20 protein-coding genes are annotated in these 17,785 nt (G+C 71.0%); 13 read left to right on the forward strand and 7 right to left on the reverse strand.

Annotated elements, in window-relative coordinates:
- Window positions 1-10: 10 nt before the first annotated feature.
- The 3 genes from AW274_RS30045 (at window position 11) to AW274_RS30055 (ending at window position 1,772) form a co-directional block, all read left to right on the forward strand.
- Window positions 11-412, forward strand: a complete 402-nt coding sequence (locus tag AW274_RS30045; protein WP_062439040.1) for a M67 family metallopeptidase — start codon at window positions 11-13, stop codon at window positions 410-412.
- A 133-nt stretch (window positions 413-545) separates the two neighbouring features.
- Window positions 546-818 carry a MoaD/ThiS family protein gene (locus tag AW274_RS30050; RefSeq protein WP_030455581.1) on the forward strand — a complete coding sequence of 91 codons (273 nt, stop codon included), beginning with the start codon at window positions 546-548 and terminating at the stop codon, window positions 816-818.
- A gap of 6 nt (window positions 819-824) precedes the next feature.
- Window positions 825-1,772: a PLP-dependent cysteine synthase family protein gene (locus AW274_RS30055; RefSeq protein ID WP_062439044.1), complete on the forward strand. Its 948-nt coding sequence runs from the start codon at window positions 825-827 to the stop codon at window positions 1,770-1,772.
- Between the two features lie 73 nt (window positions 1,773-1,845).
- Here AW274_RS30055 and AW274_RS30060 read toward each other — a convergent pair whose 3' ends face one another.
- Both AW274_RS30060 and AW274_RS40655 read right to left on the reverse strand, forming a co-directional pair.
- Complete coding sequence (locus AW274_RS30060) at window positions 1,846-3,522, reverse strand: DUF3352 domain-containing protein (protein ID WP_062439047.1); 1,677 nt, start codon at window positions 3,520-3,522, stop codon at window positions 1,846-1,848.
- An 83-nt stretch (window positions 3,523-3,605) separates the two neighbouring features.
- A complete protein-coding gene (locus AW274_RS40655) occupies window positions 3,606-3,938 on the reverse strand; it encodes a hypothetical protein (protein WP_157520796.1) in 333 nt (110 codons plus the stop codon).
- Window positions 3,939-4,021: 83 nt separating this feature from the next.
- On the opposite strand from AW274_RS40655, the gene AW274_RS30070 reads away from it, so the two are divergent.
- From AW274_RS30070 to AW274_RS30105, 8 genes are all read left to right on the forward strand, one after another.
- Window positions 4,022-4,819 carry a thioesterase family protein gene (locus AW274_RS30070; RefSeq protein ID WP_369408683.1) on the forward strand — a complete coding sequence of 266 codons (798 nt, stop codon included), beginning with the start codon at window positions 4,022-4,024 and terminating at the stop codon, window positions 4,817-4,819.
- Between the two features lie 55 nt (window positions 4,820-4,874).
- On the forward strand, window positions 4,875-5,696 hold the full coding sequence (gene murI, locus AW274_RS30075) for a glutamate racemase (RefSeq protein ID WP_232320494.1): 822 nt from the start codon (window positions 4,875-4,877) through the stop codon (window positions 5,694-5,696).
- Window positions 5,693-6,445 (forward strand): MBL fold metallo-hydrolase, encoded by a 753-nt coding sequence (locus tag AW274_RS30080; protein ID WP_062439057.1) that lies wholly within the window; start codon window positions 5,693-5,695, stop codon window positions 6,443-6,445. Before murI ends, AW274_RS30080 begins: the two co-directional genes overlap by 4 nt.
- Before the next feature lie 5 nt (window positions 6,446-6,450).
- Entirely contained in the window at window positions 6,451-7,167 is a 717-nt protein-coding gene (gene rph / locus AW274_RS30085; RefSeq protein WP_062439060.1) for a ribonuclease PH, read from the forward strand.
- Window positions 7,164-7,772, forward strand: a complete 609-nt coding sequence (gene rdgB / locus AW274_RS30090; RefSeq protein ID WP_062439067.1) for an RdgB/HAM1 family non-canonical purine NTP pyrophosphatase — start codon at window positions 7,164-7,166, stop codon at window positions 7,770-7,772. The genes rph and rdgB overlap by 4 nt, the downstream gene beginning before the upstream one ends.
- Window positions 7,773-7,817: 45 nt before the next feature.
- Complete coding sequence (locus AW274_RS30095) at window positions 7,818-9,443, forward strand: molybdopterin-dependent oxidoreductase (protein ID WP_062439072.1); 1,626 nt, start codon at window positions 7,818-7,820, stop codon at window positions 9,441-9,443.
- A 76-nt stretch (window positions 9,444-9,519) separates the two neighbouring features.
- The gene (locus tag AW274_RS30100; RefSeq protein WP_062439078.1) at window positions 9,520-10,299 is read left to right on the forward strand and encodes a toxin glutamine deamidase domain-containing protein; all 780 of its coding nucleotides are present in this window, start codon (window positions 9,520-9,522) and stop codon (window positions 10,297-10,299) included.
- Complete coding sequence (locus tag AW274_RS30105) at window positions 10,296-10,559, forward strand: SUKH-4 family immunity protein (protein WP_062439081.1); 264 nt, start codon at window positions 10,296-10,298, stop codon at window positions 10,557-10,559. Before AW274_RS30100 ends, AW274_RS30105 begins: the two co-directional genes overlap by 4 nt.
- Here the strand turns inward: AW274_RS30105 and AW274_RS30110 are convergent.
- The 4 genes from AW274_RS30110 to AW274_RS30125 form a co-directional block, all read right to left on the reverse strand.
- A complete protein-coding gene (locus AW274_RS30110) occupies window positions 10,556-13,045 on the reverse strand; it encodes an ABC transporter permease (protein ID WP_062439088.1) in 2,490 nt (829 codons plus the stop codon). The two genes, AW274_RS30105 and AW274_RS30110, sit on opposite strands and share 4 nt — an antisense overlap.
- A gap of 3 nt (window positions 13,046-13,048) precedes the next feature.
- On the reverse strand, window positions 13,049-13,792 hold the full coding sequence (locus AW274_RS30115; protein WP_062439508.1) for an ABC transporter ATP-binding protein: 744 nt from the start codon (window positions 13,790-13,792) through the stop codon (window positions 13,049-13,051).
- A 92-nt stretch (window positions 13,793-13,884) separates the two neighbouring features.
- Window positions 13,885-14,562, reverse strand: a complete 678-nt coding sequence (locus AW274_RS30120) for a response regulator transcription factor (protein WP_062439091.1) — start codon at window positions 14,560-14,562, stop codon at window positions 13,885-13,887.
- Window positions 14,559-15,740: a sensor histidine kinase gene (locus AW274_RS30125; protein ID WP_063813700.1), complete on the reverse strand. Its 1,182-nt coding sequence runs from the start codon at window positions 15,738-15,740 to the stop codon at window positions 14,559-14,561. The genes AW274_RS30120 and AW274_RS30125 overlap by 4 nt, the downstream gene beginning before the upstream one ends.
- A 170-nt stretch (window positions 15,741-15,910) precedes the next feature.
- Here AW274_RS30125 and AW274_RS30130 point away from each other — a divergent pair, with 170 nt between their 5' ends.
- On the forward strand, window positions 15,911-16,606 hold the full coding sequence (locus tag AW274_RS30130) for a hypothetical protein (protein WP_062439097.1): 696 nt from the start codon (window positions 15,911-15,913) through the stop codon (window positions 16,604-16,606).
- 5 nt (window positions 16,607-16,611) lie between these two features.
- Here AW274_RS30130 and AW274_RS30135 read toward each other — a convergent pair whose 3' ends face one another.
- Window positions 16,612-17,187 (reverse strand): NADPH-dependent FMN reductase, encoded by a 576-nt coding sequence (locus AW274_RS30135; RefSeq protein ID WP_062439104.1) that lies wholly within the window; start codon window positions 17,185-17,187, stop codon window positions 16,612-16,614.
- A gap of 87 nt (window positions 17,188-17,274) precedes the next feature.
- Here AW274_RS30135 and AW274_RS30140 point away from each other — a divergent pair, with 87 nt between their 5' ends.
- Window positions 17,275-17,751 (forward strand): MarR family winged helix-turn-helix transcriptional regulator, encoded by a 477-nt coding sequence (locus tag AW274_RS30140; protein WP_062439106.1) that lies wholly within the window; start codon window positions 17,275-17,277, stop codon window positions 17,749-17,751.
- Window positions 17,752-17,785 lie beyond the last annotated feature (34 nt).

Genomic DNA, 17,785 nt, shown 5'->3' on the forward strand with positions numbered 1-17,785 from the left:
GTTCGCGGGCATGCTGACGATCTCGCGCGAACTGGTCGACCAGATCATCGCCCACGCGACGGCCGACCACCCCGACGAGGCCTGCGGCGTCATCGCCGGGCGGGCCGGGGTGCCCGAGCGGTTCGTCCCGATGGAGAACGCGGAGCGCTCGCCCACGTTCTACCGGTTCGACTCGATGGAGCAGTTCCGCGTCTGGCGTGACATGGACGACAACGACGAAGAGCCCGTCGTGATCTACCACTCCCACACGGCCACCGAGGCCTACCCCTCGCGCACCGACGTCTCCTACGCCTCCGAGCCGGGAGCCCACTACGTCCTCTACTCCACCGCTCTCGCCCAGTTCCGGTCGTTCCGGATCGTCGACGGCGTGATCGAGGAGGAGGACGTAAAGATCCTGGAACCGGGCGTTTAAAATGGATGACATGTCCCTGGGCGTGCAACCGTACCTCTTCGCGCACTCTCCTTCCGTCGTGGTCTACGACTGTCATTGACGTTCACATTTCCCCGTACACCACAGACCTGAAGACAAGAAGAGAGAACGAGACATGGCCATCGAGGTCCGCATCCCGACCATCCTGCGCACCTACACCGACGGCGCCAAGGCCGTCGACGCCTCCGGCGCCACGATCGAAGAGCTGATCGGCGACCTGGAGGCCCGGCACCCGGGGATCAAGGCCCGGCTCGTCGAGAACGACAAGCTCCGCCGGTTCGTGAACGTCTACCTCAACGACGAGGACGTCCGGTTCCTCGGCGGTCTCGGCACCCCCGTCTCCGACGGCGACACGGTCACCGTGCTGCCCGCCGTCGCCGGTGGCTGATCAGCGATGCGTTTCGACTCGCTGATCGAGTCGGTCGGCCGCACCCCGCTCGTCGGGCTGCCCCGCCTCTCGCCGTCGGCCGACGTGCGGATCTGGGCCAAGCTCGAAGACCGCAACCCGACCGGCTCGATCAAAGACCGGCCCGCCCTGTGGATGATCGAACAGGCCGAGAAGGACGGGGTGCTCACCCCGGGCTGCACGATCCTCGAACCGACCTCCGGCAACACCGGCATCTCGCTGGCGATGTCGGCCCGGCTCAAGGGTTACAAGCTGATCTGCGTCATGCCTGAGAACACCTCCGAGGAGCGCCGCCAGTTGCTCCGCATGTACGGCGCCGAGATCATCTCGTCGCCCGCGGCGGGCGGCTCCAACGAGGCGGTCAGGGTGGCCAAGGGCCTGGCGGCCGAACACCCCGACTGGATCATGCTCTACCAGTACGGCAACCCGGCCAACTGGCGCTCCCACTACGAGTCGACCGGTCCGGAGATCCTCGACGACCTCCCGACGGTCACCCACTTCGTGGCGGGCCTGGGCACGACCGGCACCCTCATGGGCGTCGGGCGTTACCTGCGCGAGCACAAGCCCGACGTGAAGATCGTGGCCGCCGAGCCCCGCTACGGCGAGCTCGTCTACGGCCTGCGCAACGTCGACGAGGGCTTCATCCCGGAGATCTACGACGAGTCGGTGCTGACCACCCGCTACTCGGTGACCTCGGCCGACGCCCTCAAGCGCACCCGTGAGCTGCTGGCCACCGAGGGCATCTTCGCCGGCATCTCCACCGGCTGCGCCCTCCACGCGGCCGTCGGCATGGCCCGCAAGGCCGTGCAGGAGGGCGAGCCGGCCGACATCGTGTTCGTGGTCGCCGACGGCGGCTGGAAGTACCTGTCGACCGGCGCCTACGAGGGCACCCTCGACGAGGCCGAAGACCGCCTCGAAGGGCAACTCTGGGCTTAACGCCAGAAACACAGAAACACAAAGGAGAAGGACCCCGCCTCCCTGAGAGTTGAGGCGGGGTCCTTCCCGTATGTCAATTGAACAGCACGCGCAGAGAGAAGTTGGCGTCGCTCCCCGAAGTTCCGCCGCTCATGCCCACCGCGCGGAGCACCTGGAGGTTGGCCTTGTCCTCGTTCGACATGCCCTGCAGGTAGAGGTTCTCGATCTTGTCGAGGTCGACGAACAGTCCGAACCCGGCGGTGTCGGCGTTCGGGACCGCGGTCTGGAAGGTCTCGCTGTCGGCCAGCGTGCCGCCGGCGGCGAGCTTGTTCGCGTAGTCCTGGTTGGTGGCCACGACCAGCTTGCCGTCACCGGGGGCCTTGGCGAGCTGGAGCGGCGCGCCGGCCACGGCGAGCGCCTGCTCGACCTTGGTCAGCACCTCGCCGGCCTTGGCCGGGTCGGTGGCCAGCACGGCGCCGGCGTTCGGCATGTTGCCGTCGAGGCCCTGCGAGTCGATCGCGACGGTGATGCTGTCGCCGAGCAGGGTGGCCAGGTCGTCGGGCAGGTTCAGGCCGAACTGCTGCTGGGCCTGGGTGACGAACTGGCTGAACTGGGCGCCGCCGCCGGTGCTCTCCACCGACTTGAGGATCTGGTCCCAGCCGTTCTTGACGCCCTCGCCGAGGCCCGAGATGGCCAGCGCCCCGGCGGTGGTGTCGGGCAGTTCGCCCAGCTTCACCGGGCTGGTCTGCACGGTGACGGGGCTCTGCACGCCGCGGGTGATGGCGGCGAGTTCCGCGTACGAGCCGTCGAACCGCAGCGCCCCCGCGAAGCGGCCGTTCTTCAGCTGGTCGGTCAGCGCCGGGTCGGCGACGGCGGCACCGCCCATCGCGGCGAGCTGGCCGAGGTCGCCCCAGAAGGAGAGCACGCCGGGCTCGCCCAGGGCTTCCATGTCGGCGGAGAAGTTGGCCGACTCGGCCAGGGTGGGGCCGGTGGCGTACTTGTCGGCCTCCGCCTGGGTGGTGGAGACGATGGCGTAGTCGCCCCTGATGGCCACGCCGGTCTTGGTGTCCGAGCCGGCGTCGAGCTTGGCGATGCCGGCGCGGGCCGCGTCGGCGTCCTTCACCTGGATCGCCAGGGCGAAGCCGGGCTGGTTCGCGTCCTTGCCGGGCATGACGGCGAAGCCGATGCGGTCGCCGAGCCAGGGCTCGATGTCGGTCGCGTAGTTGATGTCCTTGAAGCTCTCGTTGTCCGACGAGATCGCCTTGAAGAAGGCCTCACGCGGGTCGTCGCCCGAGAATGCGTCCTGGGTGACGGTGAACTTGCGGGCGATGCTGAACAGGGCCAGCTTCTGGTTGGCGGCCGGGTCGAGGTCGATCCGGGCGTAGGCGAGGGCGCCGGCCGGGAGCGCCTCGGCGGGCTGCGCGCCGCCGCCGCTCAGGGCGGAGAAGGCCCACACGCCGCCGGCTCCGACGAGGCCGACGACCACGGCGACGATCACCGCGATGATGGCGCCCTTGGGGCCGCGCTTCTGGACCGGCGCGTGCACCACGGGGGGCAGGTCGTAGCCCAGTTCCTCGGGCTGGCGCCACTGGCCGGGCTGCGGGGGCTGCTGGGGGGCGTACATCTGCTGGGTGCCGCCGAAGTCGATCCGGGTCGGCTCTACGTGCGGCTGCGGCTGCGGTTGCTGCTGCGGCGTGCGGTAGTTGATGGTCCGGTCCGGGTCTCCGCCGCTGATGTCATAGGGGAAACCGGGGGGGTTCTCGGCAGGCATGGGGTCAACTCGCAAAGTGGGGTGATCTCCGACGAGTCTGAAAGTATGCCGTGCCGGTAGCGAACCGCTTGCAGGCTTCTTGACTATTGGCGCTGAAGGACATCTTTCGGCTCTTTGAGGTGCACTTCTCCGGTATCGCTGCTTTCGACCAGATCCCAGGGGACGACCAGGCTGCGGGCGTACAGGAGCCGGGTGAGCTGCTGGAGCGTTCCGTTGACGCGGCCGTTGGCGTCGCGGTGGACGCCGAGCAGGAACTGCGCCCGGGTGGCCGACACGACCAGCCCGGCGGTCTCGGGTTCGGCGGCCTTCTTGAACGGGTTGCGGCTGCCGGTGACCATGCGCACGTCGACCACGTGGCCGACCCACACCCCGCGTACGTCCCATACGCACTGACCGATCAGTTCCCGTCCCGTCATGGCCGGTGAATGCCCGGATCTCCCTGTACGGACGGCTATGGACCAGTCAAGATACAGTGTTCCAGAACAACATTCGGGAGGGTGTGTTGAGCGGTTTCGGGGAGGCGACCCGGGCGGTCCGGGCCGGCGAGGGGGTCTACGACGTGCGCCTCGACGACGGCTACTCGGTCGGGGGCCCGCTGAACGGCGGCTACCTGATGGCCGTGCTGCTGCGGGCGGCGGTCGACGACTCGCCGCACGAGCACCCGGTCTCGACCAGCGCCCAGTTCCTGCGGGCCGGCCGGTCGGGCCCGGCGCGGGTCAGGGTGGAGCAGGTGAAGACCGGCAAGACCACGACGATCAGCCGTGCGTCGCTCGTCGGCGCCGACGGCCCGATCCTGGAGACGCTGGTCACCACCGCGACCCTCGACCCGCTGGCCGAGCCCGTCTACACGGGCGAGCCGGCCCACGCGATGCCGCCGCCCGAGGCGTGCCTGCCGCTGCCCGAGCCCAAGCCCGAGTCGAACATGAACCTGAACGGCCAGATGGAGCTGCGGTTCGACCCGCCCACCGTGGGCTGGTTGACCGGCGAGCCGACCGGCCGTCCCGAGTCGCGCGCCTACTTCCGGCTGCGGCACGGCCAGGAGCCCGACCCCTACGTGCTGGCCCTGGCCGTCGACGCGCTGCCCCCGGTGGTCTTCAACGCGGGCCTGCGCGGCTGGGCCCCGACCGTCGAGCTGACCTGGCACCTGCGCGCGCTGCCCGCCCCGGGCTGGCTGACGGTGGTCGCCGCCGGGCGGCTGGTCGCCGACGGCTGGTTCGACGAGGACGTCGAGGTGTGGGACTCCGCCGGACGCCTCGTGGCGCAGTCGCGGCAGCTCGCGAGGGTCGGACGCGGCTGAAGAGTGTGCTCGGTGTCACGGGGACGCGCAGCATGATCGGCCATAAGCTGACTCCGTGGTGGAGAGTTATGGTCAGGGGTCCATCGGGATCTTCGACAGCGGTTTCGGGGGGCTGACCGTAGCCCGCGCGATCATCGACCAGTTGCCCAACGAACCGGTCTTCTACGTCGCCGACACGGCCCGCCAGCCCTACGGCCCCAAGCGCATCGCCGAGGTCCGGTCCTACGCCCTGGAACTGCTCGACCATCTGGTGTCCCACGACGTCAAGATGCTCGTGATCGCGTGCAACACGGCCAGCGCGGCGGTGCTGCGCGACGCCCGCGAGCGCTACCGGGTGCCGGTCGTCGAGGTCATCCAGCCCGCCACCCGGCGGGCGGCGTCGGCGACGCGCAACGGCAAGGTCGGGGTGATCGGCACCCAGGCCACCATCGCGTCGATGGCCTACCAGGACGCCTTCGCCGCCGCGCCGCACGTCGAACTCGTCGGGGTCGCCGCACCGCGCCTGGTCGAGTTCGTCGAACGCGGCGAGACCGAGAGCGAGGCCGTCATCGAGGCGGTGCGCGAATACCTGACGCCCATCCTCGACGCCGGCTGCGACACCCTGATCCTCGGCTGCACCCACTACCCCCTGCTGCTGGGCGCGATCTCCTACGTCGCCGGCGACGGCGTGACGCTCGTCTCGAGCGCCGAGGAGACCGCCAAGGACGTCTTCCGGGTGCTGCGCGACCGGGGCCTGGTGCGGGCCTCGGGCGTGCCCGCCCACCGGTTCGGCACGACCGGCGACACGCTGCTGTTCGAGACCCTCGGGCGGCGGTTCCTCGGGCCGGAGATCCAAGCGGTCGAACTGGCCGCGCCCGTGTTCGGAGGCACAGCGTGAAAGTGACCGTCGTCGGCTGCTCCGGCAGCTTCCCCGGCCCCCAGAGCCCGTCGTCCTGCTACCTCTACGAGGCCGAGGGCTTCCGGATGCTCGTCGACTTCGGCAACGGCTCGCTAGGGGCGCTGCAGCGGCACGTCAGCCCGTTCGAGCTCGACGCGATCTGCCTGTCCCACCTGCACGCCGACCACTGCCTCGACATGTGCAGCTACCACGTCGTGCGCAGCTACGGCCCCGGCGCTCCGCACCCCAAGATCCCCGTGTACGCCCCCTCGACGGCCGCCGCCCGGCTGAACGCCGCCTACGGGATGCCGCAGGAGCCGAAGATGGAGACCGCCTTCGACTTCACGGCGCTGTCGCCGGGCGCCTTCGAGATCGGCCCCTTCCAGGTCACCACCGCCCTGGTCAACCACCCCGTGGAGACCTACGGCTTCCGCGTCGCCCACGGCGGCCGCTCGGTCACCTACTCGGCCGACACCGGCGAGTGCGACGCCCTGATCGGCCTGGCCGGCGACACCGACCTGCTGCTCTGCGAGGCGTCCTTCCTCGACGAGCCCGGCAACCCGCCCGACCTCCACCTGACCGGCCGCCAGGCCGCCGAGCACGCCGCCAAGGCCGGGGCGGGCAAGCTGGTCCTCACCCACCTGGTGCCCTGGCACGACGACGCCCGCGTCCGCGCCGACGCCGACCGGGGCGGCTATTCGGGCGAGATCGAGTTGGCCCGATCCGGTGCGGTCTATGACCTAGGGTGAGGCCCATGGCTCGCACTGATGGACGTTCGCCCGACCAGCTCCGGCCGGTGACGATCACGCGGAACTGGCTGGCCCACGCCGAGGGGTCGGTCCTGGTCGAATTCGGCGGCACGAAGGTGCTGTGCGCCGCCTCCGTCGAGAGCGGGGTGCCGCGCTGGCGCAAGGGCAGCGGTCTCGGCTGGGTCACCGCCGAGTACGCGATGCTCCCGCGCGCCACCAACACCCGCGGCGACCGCGAGTCGGTACGCGGCAAGATCGGCGGCCGCACCCACGAGATCTCCCGGCTCATCGGCCGGTCCCTGCGGGCCTGCGTCGACTACAAGGCGCTCGGCGAGAACTCGATCGTGCTCGACTGCGACGTGCTCCAGGCCGACGGCGGCACCCGCACCGCCGCGATCACCGGCGCCTACGTCGCGCTGGCCGACGCGGTCGCCTGGATGCGCAAGAAGCGCATGTGCCCCGGCGACCCGCTGGTCGACTCGGTGGCCGCCGTCTCGGTCGGCATCGTCGGCACCACCCCGCTGCTCGACCTCTGCTACGTCGAGGACGTCAAGGCCGAGACCGACATGAACGTCGTGATGACCGGCAAGGGCGCGTTCGTCGAGGTGCAGGGCACCGCCGAAGGGGCGCCGTTCGACCGGGGCACCCTCAACGACCTGCTCGACCTGGCCACGCTCGGCTGCGCCGAGCTGACCGAACTCCAGAAGGCCGCCCTCGCATGACCAAGCTGCTGCTCGCCACCCGCAACCAGGGCAAGATCGTCGAACTGCGGCGCATCCTCGAAGAGGCCGCGCTGCCGATCGAGCTGGTCGGCCTCGAAGCGTTCCCCGAGATCGGCGACGTCGCCGAGACCGGCCTCACCTTCGCCGAGAACGCCCTGCTCAAGGCCCACACCGTGGCCCGGCAGAGCGGCCTGCCCTGCGTCGCCGACGACTCGGGCCTGTGCGTCGACGCCCTCAACGGCATGCCCGGCATCTTCTCGGCCCGCTGGTCGGGCGGCCACGGCGACGACCAGGCCAACCTCGACCTGCTGCTGGCCCAGATCGGCGACGTGCCCGACGACCGCCGCCAGGCCCACTTCGCCTGCGTGGCCGCGCTCGCCCTGCCCTCGGGCGAGGAACGGGTGGTCGAGGGGGTCATGCACGGCCACGTGATCCGGGAGCGCCGGGGCACGATGGGCTTCGGCTACGACCCGATCTTCGTGCCCGACGGCGAGACCCGCACCACCGCCGAGATGCCGCCCGCCGAGAAGGACGCGATCTCCCATCGCGGCATCTCGATGCGGGCGATGGTGCCGGTCCTGGCCGAGGTGTTCTCCGTTTCGTAAGAACTTGGGGCTCCCTTACGAACAGGGCGTTCGTAGGATCCAGGTGTGACTTCTCGCTCGACCGCGCCCCCCTGGGCCGCGGCCCTCGCCGGGCTGACCGCCGCCGCCGTGGCCGTCGGCGTCGGCCAGCTCGCGTCCGGCGTCATCGGCGGCGACTCCTCACCCGTCGTCGCGGTCGGCAACGCGGCCGTCGACCTGTCCCCGGCGTGGCTGAAGAACTGGGCCATCGCGACGTTCGGCGAGAACGACAAGGTCGTCCTCCTCGGCGGCATCTTCGTGGTGATCGCCCTGCTGGCGGCCGGTTTCGGGGTGCTGGCCCGGATCCGGCTCGGCTACGGCCGGCTGGCCCTGCTGGCGTTCGGCGTCCTCGGCGCCTGGGCGGCGGCCACCCGCCCCGACGCGGGCATGCTCGACGTGCTCCCGTCCCTGCTCGCCGCCTGGGCCGGAGCTTCCACGTTGTCCCGGCTCTTCCGGCGGCTCGAACCAGTCGAGGAACCGGGCGAGGAGCCGGTCGAGAATCCAATGGAGGAACCGGCCGAGGAAGCCGCCGGGCCCGAGCCGTTGGAGCAGCCGCCCGTCATGCTCGCCGGTGAGCGGCTTCGCACCATCGACCGGCGCCGGCTGTTCACCGGGATCGCCACGGGCGCCGGGGTGGCCGTGGTCACGGGGGCGGCCGGGGTGTGGATCGGCGATCGCAACAACGTGGCCGCCGAGCGGGCGCAGGTGGCGGCCGAGTTGCCGAAACCGGCCAAGCCGCTGCCGCCGCTGCCCGCCGGGGTCGACTTCAGGGTGCCGAACCTGTCGCCGTTCGTCACCCCCAACCACGACTTCTACCGCGTCGACACCGCGCTCGCGTTGCCCAACGTCGACCCCAACACCTGGACGCTGAAGATCCACGGCATGGTCGACCGGCCCATCGAGCTCACCTTCGCCGACCTGCTGAAACGCCCCATCGTCGAGGCCGACCTCACGCTCGCGTGCGTCTCCAACCCGGTCGGCGGCCCCTACGTCGGCAACGCCCGCTGGCTCGGCGTGGCCATGGCCGGGGTGCTGCGCGAGGCCGGGATCAAGGCGGGTGCCGACATGCTGCTGTCGACCAGCGCCGACGGCTGGACCGCCGGCACCCCCGTCGAGGTCGTCATGGACGGCCGCAACGCCCTGTTCGCCTTCGCCATGAACGGCGAGCCGCTCCCGGTCGCGCACGGCTTCCCGGTCAGGCAGGTCGTGCCGGGCCTCTACGGCTACGTCTCGGCCACCAAGTGGGTCGTCGACGTCAAGCTCACCCGGTTCGACGAGGAGACGGCGTACTGGACCGATCGGGGCTGGGACGCCAAGGGGCCGATCAAGACGCAGTCGCGCATCGACACCCCGCGCAACAAGACCAAGCCGGGCCGCAACGTGATCGCCGGGGTCGCCTGGGCGCAGACGAAGGGCATCGCGAAGGTCGAGGTCAAGGTCGACGACGGGCCGTGGCAAGAGGCGAAGCTGGCCGAGGTGCCGGGCCTGGACACCTGGCGGCAGTGGTCGATCGAGGTCGACCTGGCTAGCGGGCTGCACAATCTGTCGTGCCGGGCCACCGACGAGACCGGCGAGACGCAGACCGACCGGGGCGCGCCGCCCGAGCCTAACGGCGCCACCGGCTACCACCAGGTTCTCATCGAGACCACCTAGACGGCAGGATTCGGGAAAGCCGGTTGCTCATCGGAGTCACCCCCTTACCATCGGTCACATCGAAGGGAAGGGGTCGATGGCCGAGCGTCAGTCCCGGTGGCGGTTGCCGACCGGCGTCTACAATCCCGTCGTCACCGGTGACGGGCGCAGGTGGCGTGACTACGAGAAGGCCGCCGAGACCCCCGCGCCGTCCCTCGATCCGTGGCCGTCGCAGTTGCCGTCCCGGCTGCCGCCGACGGGCGACGACTGGTTCGACCGGGCCTCCCGGCCGCGCCACCTGGAGGAGTCGCGGCCCTACGGGGTGCCGGGCGGGCTGGCGAGACCCGACCCGGAGGCGCAACGTGATCTCGCCGAGGCGTTGGCCGGCAGGTTCCCCGATCCGCGCGGCACCTGGATCCGGCTGATCAACGCCGAAGGGCCGACCGACGACCCGTTCCGGTCGACCAACGCCATCGACTGCGCCCTGTCGGTCATGTCGTCGTGGCACGGCGAACCCGTCGTGGCGGCGGCCCGGCAGCCCGAGTACGACCGGGTGGGCAAACCCGTCCTCTCGGGGGAGGCGGGCGGGGTGGCCAGGGCCGAGCAGTGGCTCGGCCATCGTTTCGAGTACGTCGGGCAGGGCCGCCGCGCCTACGGGGTGGTGGCCGGGCGGTTGCGGTCGGCCGGGCACGGCGCCGCGACCGTGCTCATCACGCGCTGGCCCCAAGGGGGCAGCCACGCGTGGAACGCGGTGAACTCACTGGGGGAGGTGCTGTGGATCGACGCACAGCGGGGACACATGGCCATCGAGCCGCCGTACGAGAACGTGACGGGGGTGTTCTGCGTGGTCCTCGACCGCGCGGGGCAGCGGGTGTGAGCCCGGACACCGCCCGCGCGCTGGCCGAGGAGTGGTTCAACGGGGGGCGGGCCCGCTCGGCCGAGGTGGTCGTCTACGCCTTCGACGACGGGTTCGTGGCCTGGGCGCGAGACGACGAGCCCGACGACCCGAGCGTGTTGCCGTCGACCGTCGGGGGCGGCTGCATCGTCATCGACCGGCGGACCGGCGAACTGGCCGTCCGCCCCCTGCTGGGGCCGGAGTTCGTGGCCGAGCAGTGGCCCGACCACGTGCCCCGTTAACTGGCCGCGAGCGAGCCCACGATGGAGGCGTTGGCCGCGCGGCGGGCGGGCAGCACCGCCGCGAGCACCCCGGCCAGCGCCGACAGGACCAGGTAGAGCAGCACCTGCCCGACCGGCACGATGAAGACGGTCTCGTTCGGGATCGTCTGCAGCGCCGCCCACCCGAAGGCGACGCCGATGACGACGCCGACCAGCGCCCCGACCAGGCCCAGCACCAGCGCCTCGATCGAGAGCATGCCGCGCAGCTGCGGCCGGGTCAGGCCGAGGGCGCGCAGCAGCGCCGACTCCCGGGTGCGTTCGTGCACCGACAACGACAGGGTGTTGGCGATGCCGAGCAGCGAGATCAGGATGGCCAGGCCGAGCAGCGCGGCGAAGATCGTGAACATCATGTCGAACGCCTCGTCGAACTCGCCGCGCACGTCGGCCGCGCTGACCAGCTGCGCGGTCGGGTAGGCCGTCAAAGCCGCCTCGACGGCCCGCCGGGAGACGTCGGCGGCCGTGCCGTCCTTGACCTTGACGTACACGCGGACCGGCCCGACCGCGCCGAAGTACTTCTCGAAGTCGGGCGCGGCGATCGTGTAGGGCATGGTCCCGTTCAGGCCGTCCTGCCCGAGGAGGGCGGCCACCTTCACCTTGACCTTCCCGGCCTTGGCAGTGGTGAGGGAGACGGTGTCGCCGACCTTGGCGCCGAGGTTCTCGGCCTGCGGCTCCGACAACGCGACGGTGCCGGGGGTCAACGCGGCCAGCGAGCCCGAGAGGACCTCCGGCCGGAACACGGCGCGGTCGGGCAGGCTGGCGATCTCGCCGGTGTCGTCCTGGCGCATCTCGGCGACCAGCCCGACCTCGGGCAGCGTCCGCAGGGTGGCGGGCACCTCGGCGGGCAGCAGGGGCATGCCGTCGGCGCGGCCGTACTGCGCGGTGATCATGAAGTCGACGGGGAACTGGTCGTCGAGGCTGCTGACGACCGTCTCGCGGGTGCTGGCGGTGATCACCGAGATGAGGGTCATCAGGGTGACGCCGATGGTCAGCGCGACCGTCGTGGTGGCGGCCCGCTTCGGGTTGCGGCGGGAGTTGTCGACGGCCAGCCGTCCGGGCACGCCGAAGACCTTGCGCGGCACCCACCCGGCGAACGCGCTCAGCGGGCTCATCAGCACCGGCCCGATCACGATCACGCCGAGGAAGAACACCGCGCCGCCGCCCATCGCGACCAGCAGGCCGGTGTTGCCGTCGAGCACCCAGATCGCCACGGCGGTGAGCCCGAGCCCGCCCGCCAGCAGCAGACCCGCGATGAGCGAGCGGGCCAGCCCGGCGCGGAACGTCTGCTCCTCGACCTGGCTGCGCAGCGCCGCGATCGGCGCCACCCGGGTCGCCCCGCGGGCCGGCAGCACCGCCGCGACCACGGTCACCAGCAGCCCGACGACCAGCCCGAGCACGATCGTGCGCGGCGTCAGCGCGACGCTCGCCCCGGTCGGGACCGGCGCGTCGAACCGTCCCAGCGCGGCGAGGCCGAGCGCCCCCAGCCCGAGCCCGACCAGCAGCCCCAGCACCGACGAGACCAGCCCGACGACCGCCGACTCCAGCAGGATCGACCGGAACACCTGCCCGCGCGTCGCCCCGATGCAGCGCAGCAGCGCCATCTCCCGGGTCCGCTGCGCGACCAGGATGTTGAACGTGTTGTAGATGACCAGCGCCGCCACGAACATGGCCACGCACCCGAACAGCAGCAGCACGAGCACCAGGTAGTCGAGCTCCACGTTGCTGTCGAGGGCCAGCTTCCGGGCCAGTTCCTCCCCGGTCTTGACCGTGTACGTCTGCCCGAGCGCCGCCGCCACCGTCTGCTTGAGCGTCTCGGGGGAGACCCCGGCCGAGGCGGCCAGGTCGATCTCGTGGTAGCCCTTCTCGCCGGTCATCTCCCGCGCCGTGGCGGGGTCGAACCCGACCGCGCCGGTGTAGGCGAGGTGCTGGTCGACGCCCACGTCGATGAGGCCGACCAGGGTGAACTGGCGGCGCTTCTCGGCGAGGTCGAGCACGGTGACGGTGTCGCCGACCTCGAACTGCCGGGTCCGCGCGGTGTTCTCGTCGAGCACCGCCTCACCCGGGCCGCCGGGGGCGGTGCCGGTGACGTAGCTGGTCCGGTCGAGCGGCCCGGCCTCGACGGAGATGCCGCTGGTCGCGGTGCTGCCGGCGGCCCGGCCCGACTTGTCGAGCAGCGGCGCGGTGCCGCGGACGAGCCCCTGCGCGCCGGACACCCCGGGCAGCGCGGTGAGCTTGGCCAGCACCTCGTGCGGGATGTCCTCGTCCTTCGGGGTGACGGCGACGGCGACCTTGTCGGCGTCGGCCGTGAAGAGCTGGCGGAAGCCCTGCTCGATAGTGTCGGTCAGCACGAACGTGCCCGCGATGAAGCCGACGCCCAGGGTGATGGCCAGCGAGGTGAGCAGCAGCCGGAGCCGGTGTGCCACCAGCCCGGCCAGTGTGGTGCGCAGCACGGCTCAGGCCTCCAGCTTCAGCAGCATGTCGTGCACGCTCTGCGGGGTCGGCTGGGTCACTTCGCTGACCAGCAGCCCGTCGCGGAGGAACACCACGCGGTCGGCGTAGGAGGCGGCCACCGGGTCGTGGGTGACCATCACGATGGTCTGGCCGAGTTCGCGTACCGACCGCCGCAGGAAGGACAGCACCTCGGCGCCGCTGCGGGAGTCGAGGTTGCCGGTGGGCTCGTCGGCGAAGATCACCTGGGGCTTGCTGATGAGGGCGCGGGCCACCGCCACCCGCTGCTGCTGGCCGCCCGAGAGCTGGCTCGGCCGGTGGGAGAGGCGGTCGCGCAGCCCCACGGTCTCGACCACGCGGTCCATCAGGACCTGGTCGGCCTGCCGTCCGGCGATCTCCAGCGGCAGGCGGATGTTCTGCTCGGCCGTCAGGGTGGGCAGCAGGTTGAAGGCCTGGAACACGAACCCGATGCGCTCGCGGCGCAGCAGGGTGAGCTGCTTGTCGGACAGGGTCGTGATGTCGGCGTCGCCGATGTGCACGTGCCCCGAGCTGACCGTGTCGAGCCCGGCCAGGCAGTGCATCAGGGTGGACTTGCCCGACCCCGACGGCCCCATGATCGCCGTGAACGCCCCCGTGGCGAAGCTCACGTCGATGCCGCGCAGCGCGTGCACGGCGGCGTCGCCCTGGCCGTATGTCTTGCTGAGCCCCCGTGCCACGACGGCGGCGCGGACGTCGGTAGTCATCGTCATGGTCAGCAACGCTATTGACGCGCGCTTGACCTTTCTTCGGTCGCCCGGACGGCTTTCGCCTGGTTCTCCGGTCGCCTCCGGGGCCGGTGCTGCTACCGGGGAGGTAGCCGGGTGTCAGACTTTCGGCCGACCATGCCGGTCTCGTACGCGTAGACCACCACCTGCGCCCGGTCGCGCAGCTCCAGCTTGGCCAGGATCCGCCCCAGGTGGGTCTTCACGGTGGCCTCGGCGAGGGTGAGCCGGGTCGCGATCTCGGCGTTCGACAGACCCCGCGCCACCTGGACGAGCACCTCCCGCTCCCGAGCGGTCAGGCTGTCGGGTTCGGGGGCGGTGGGCGCCTCGGGCAGGTAGGCGGAGACGAGGTCGAGCAGCCGCCGCGTGGTCGACGGGGCCACCACGGCGTCGCCGTCGTGCACCGACCTGATCGCGCTCAGCAGGTCGGCCGGGGGCACGTCCTTCAGCAGGAAGCCCGACGCGCCCGACCGGATCGCCGCGAAGGCGTACTCGTCGAGGTCGAACGTGGTGAGGATGAGGACCTTGGGCGGGTTCGGCAACGAGGTGATCAGCCGGGTGGCCTCGACCCCGTCCATGCGCGGCATCCGCACGTCCATCAGCACGACGTCGGCGGCCAGGCCGCCCTTGACCAGCTCGACGGCGGCCGACCCGTCGCCGGCCTCGCCGGCCACCTCGATGTCGGGCTGCGCGCCCAGCACCATCCGGAACCCGGCCCTGACCAGCTCCTGGTCGTCGACGAGGATGACCCGGATCATCGTGCGCCCCCCGCCGGGATGCGCGCCACCACGAGGAAGCCGCCGCCGGGCTTGGGGGCGGCGTGGACGTCGCCGCCGTACATGGAGACCCGTTCGCGCATGCCGATGAGGCCGTGGCCGCCCTCTCCCGTGGCGGAGGCGGCGCCCCGGCCGTCGTCGGCGATGCGCAGCAGCACGTCGCGGGGGCCGTAGACGACCTGGACCGTGGAGCTGACCCCGGGCCCGCCGTGTTTGAGGGTGTTGGTCAGCGCCTCCTGGACGATCCGGTAGATCACCAGCTGTAGTCCTTCCGCGAGATGATCGGGCGTGCCCTCCACCCGGATGTCCACCGGCAGCCCGGACGCGCGCACCTGACGTACAAGATCGTCAAGTTGCCCGAGCCCCGGCTGGGGCGCGTACTCCTCCGACTCGGCCCCGTCGTCGCGCAGCACGCCGACCAGCCGCCGCATCTCGGCCAGCGCCTGCCGCCCGGTCGCCGAGATCGCCTCGACCGCCCGTTTGGCCTGGTCGGGATCGCTGTCGATGGCGAACCCGGCCCCGTCGGCCTGGACCACGATGACGCTGACGTTGTGGGCGACGACGTCGTGCAGCTCCCGCGCGATCCGGGCGCGTTCGGCGGCGGTGGCGATGAGCGCCTGCTGGTCGCGTTCCTTCTCGGCCCGTTCGGCGCGGTCGACCAGGTTGGCGACGAAGCGCCTGCGCATGTTGAGGTAGATGCCGCCGATCCAGATGGCGACCACGAACACCGAGGCGCTGAAGAAGAGCTCCAGGTCGAGGTCGCCCCACGACTGCAGCACCATCGCGGTCCCGACCTCGGCGACGAGCCCGGCGCCGATCGCCCACGGCAGCGGACACGACGCGGCGACCGTGAACATCGCGATGAGCACGGCCTGGTTGGCCGGCAGGGCGCCGATCCCGGTGACCCACTGGACGAGACTGACCGCCGAGATGAGCGCCATGACGTGGAGCGGGAAGCGCCGCCGCCAGAACAGCGGCCCGACGAGCACCGCCGAGAGCCCGAGCACCCCCCAGAGCCCGATGGCCTTGCCGCCGCCGATGTAGGAACCGTTCGCGAACTCCGAGGCGCTCAGCAGGCAGTAGAGCACCAGCGGCGACACCAGCAGCGCGTCGATGGACGCGAGATGTCGCCGCCGTAGGGCGCGTAGCTTGCCGAGCACGCCTCAAGAGTACGTATGCGCAGTTCCCGGCACCTTCCGCCTAGCGGCGGATTCGGTCCTACGACCCAGGTCGCAGACCGGAATGTGCTTACACGCCTCTTACGGGCGATCAGGCAGTATCAATCCCGGGAGCTGCATCCTTGGGGTGTTAAAGGGAGAAAAGATTCGCGATGACGGATCACGACGCCGGGCCGCGCGGCACTGAAGACACGAACACCGCGCCGCGCGACCCGGCCGACTCCCCCACCAGGGAGATCCCCGCAGTCGACACCACCGGCGCGACCTCTTCGGGTCCCGGCGCCGTCCCCTCTTCAGGCGCCTTCGCCTCTCACGGCACGGAGTCCGTCGTTCCCGACCCGGCCCGCGCAGGAGCCTTCGGCACCACGGATTTCTCGGTCCCGGCCTCCGCCGGAGCGGTTCCGTCCGGTGCGGCTTCCGCCGGCCCGGGTCCTGCCCGGACCGCCCCCGCGACCGCTTCCGGTACGGCGTCCGCTTCGCCTGGTGCGGGCGCCTTCGCCTCGCCCGCGCCGCCCCGTTATCGGTTCCGCGGCCAGACCGCCGCGAAGAAGCCCCCCGCCGGATACGCCTTCGGACCCGGCGGGGCCGGATGGGACGCCCCCGGGTGGCGTACCGTCTCCGCTTCCGAACCGGCCCCCCGCCGTCGCTTCGGCCTGGTCGCCCTGCTGGCCGCGGGCCTGGTGGGCGTCGTCGTCGGCGCCCTGCTCGTGGTCATGGTCGATCGGCCCTGGCGGGACGACCGGCCCGAGTTCGGGGTGGTCGTCGACCAGCCCGGTCCGCGGCAGAACGTCCCCCGGTTCTGCGAGCGGACCGACACCGGTTTCCGCTGCGAGTTCCCCCGCTCGTAAGCCGCTCAGGCGGCCACGCCCGCGCGCACCTGACGCAGGGCCCCCGCCCACGCCTCGAGCTGGTCGAACAGGGTGTCGGCCGAGGCGTCGTGGATCTGCGACGGCTGGAAGCTGGTGAAGTTCTCGAAGTCGTGGAACAGCGAGAACGAGACCTGCTGCCGCACGTGGGCGACCTGGAGCTCGCTGAGCATCGCGCGCAGGTGCTCGATGGCGCGGGCGCCGCCGAGGGAGCCGTATGAGACGAAGCCGGCGGCCTTGTTGTTCCACTCCTTGTAGAGGTAGTCGATGGCGTTCTTCAGCACGCCCGAGGTCGAGTGGTTGTACTCGGGGGTGACGAAGACGAAGCCGTCGTAGGCGTCGATGGTGGCCGCCCACGCCTTGGTGTGGTCGCCGCCGTAGTTGCCGAAGCTCGGCGGGTAGGCCTCGTCGAGGTGGGGGAGCGGGTGGTCGGCCAGGTCGACGAGCTCGTAGTCGGCGCCGGTGCGGTCCTTGGCGCGGGTCATGACCCAGTCGGCCACCGCCTTGCCGTTGCGGCCGGGGCGGGTGCTGCCGAGGATCACAGCGATCTTCAGCTTGCTCATCTCGTACTCCTCAGAAGTTGAATCTTCAACGAGTTGAGACTAGACCGAGATGACGTGAACGTTCAAGTCATAGCCTAGACTGTGAGTATGACCACATCAGACGGGGTGCGCTGGCTGAGCAGCGGCGAACTGGCGGCGTGGCGGTCGTTCAGTCTGATGCTGGCCCGGCTGCCCGCCGCCCTGGAAGATCAGCTCCAGCGCGACGGCGGGCTCAACTTCGTCGAATACCACGTGCTGGCCGGGCTCTCCGACGCCCCCGACCGGACCATGCGCATGAGCGGCCTGGCCGTGCTGGTGAACTCGGAGTTGTCGCGGCTCTCCCACCTGATGCGGCGGCTGGAGAAGCGCGGCTTCGTCCGGCGCGAGCCCGACCCGTGCGACGGCCGCTACACCAACGCGATCCTGACCGACGAGGGCTTCGCCCATCTCGTGAAGCTGGCGCCGGGCCACGTCGCGAAGGTGCGCGAGTTCGTGATCGACGTGCTCGACCGGCACCGGCTGGCCGCGCTGCACGCGTGTTCTGAGGACATCCTCCGGGCCGTCGACGCCTGCGACCGCGAGTAAACCCATCTGTTTCCCGCGGGTTAGACTGGTGACC

The sequence above is a fragment of the Herbidospora daliensis genome (assembly GCF_001570585.1).
In the GTDB taxonomy this organism is placed as follows: Bacteria; Actinomycetota; Actinomycetes; order Streptosporangiales; family Streptosporangiaceae; genus Herbidospora; species Herbidospora daliensis.

Coding starts and splice junctions, on each gene's coding strand:
- AW274_RS30045 (WP_062439040.1), top strand. CDS start 11: ATGCTGACGATCTCGCGCGAACTGGTCGACCAGATCATCGCCCACGCG.
- AW274_RS30050 (WP_030455581.1), top strand. CDS start 546: ATGGCCATCGAGGTCCGCATCCCGACCATCCTGCGCACCTACACCGAC.
- AW274_RS30055 (WP_062439044.1), top strand. CDS start 825: ATGCGTTTCGACTCGCTGATCGAGTCGGTCGGCCGCACCCCGCTCGTC.
- AW274_RS30060 (WP_062439047.1), bottom strand. CDS start 3,522: ATGCCTGCCGAGAACCCCCCCGGTTTCCCCTATGACATCAGCGGCGGA.
- AW274_RS40655 (WP_157520796.1), bottom strand. CDS start 3,938: ATGACGGGACGGGAACTGATCGGTCAGTGCGTATGGGACGTACGCGGG.
- rph (WP_062439060.1), top strand. CDS start 6,451: ATGGCTCGCACTGATGGACGTTCGCCCGACCAGCTCCGGCCGGTGACG.
- rdgB (WP_062439067.1), top strand. CDS start 7,164: ATGACCAAGCTGCTGCTCGCCACCCGCAACCAGGGCAAGATCGTCGAA.
- AW274_RS30100 (WP_062439078.1), top strand. CDS start 9,520: ATGGCCGAGCGTCAGTCCCGGTGGCGGTTGCCGACCGGCGTCTACAAT.
- AW274_RS30115 (WP_062439508.1), bottom strand. CDS start 13,792: ATGACGATGACTACCGACGTCCGCGCCGCCGTCGTGGCACGGGGGCTC.
- AW274_RS30120 (WP_062439091.1), bottom strand. CDS start 14,562: ATGATCCGGGTCATCCTCGTCGACGACCAGGAGCTGGTCAGGGCCGGG.
- AW274_RS30130 (WP_062439097.1), top strand. CDS start 15,911: ATGACGGATCACGACGCCGGGCCGCGCGGCACTGAAGACACGAACACC.
- AW274_RS30135 (WP_062439104.1), bottom strand. CDS start 17,187: ATGAGCAAGCTGAAGATCGCTGTGATCCTCGGCAGCACCCGCCCCGGC.
- AW274_RS30140 (WP_062439106.1), top strand. CDS start 17,275: ATGACCACATCAGACGGGGTGCGCTGGCTGAGCAGCGGCGAACTGGCG.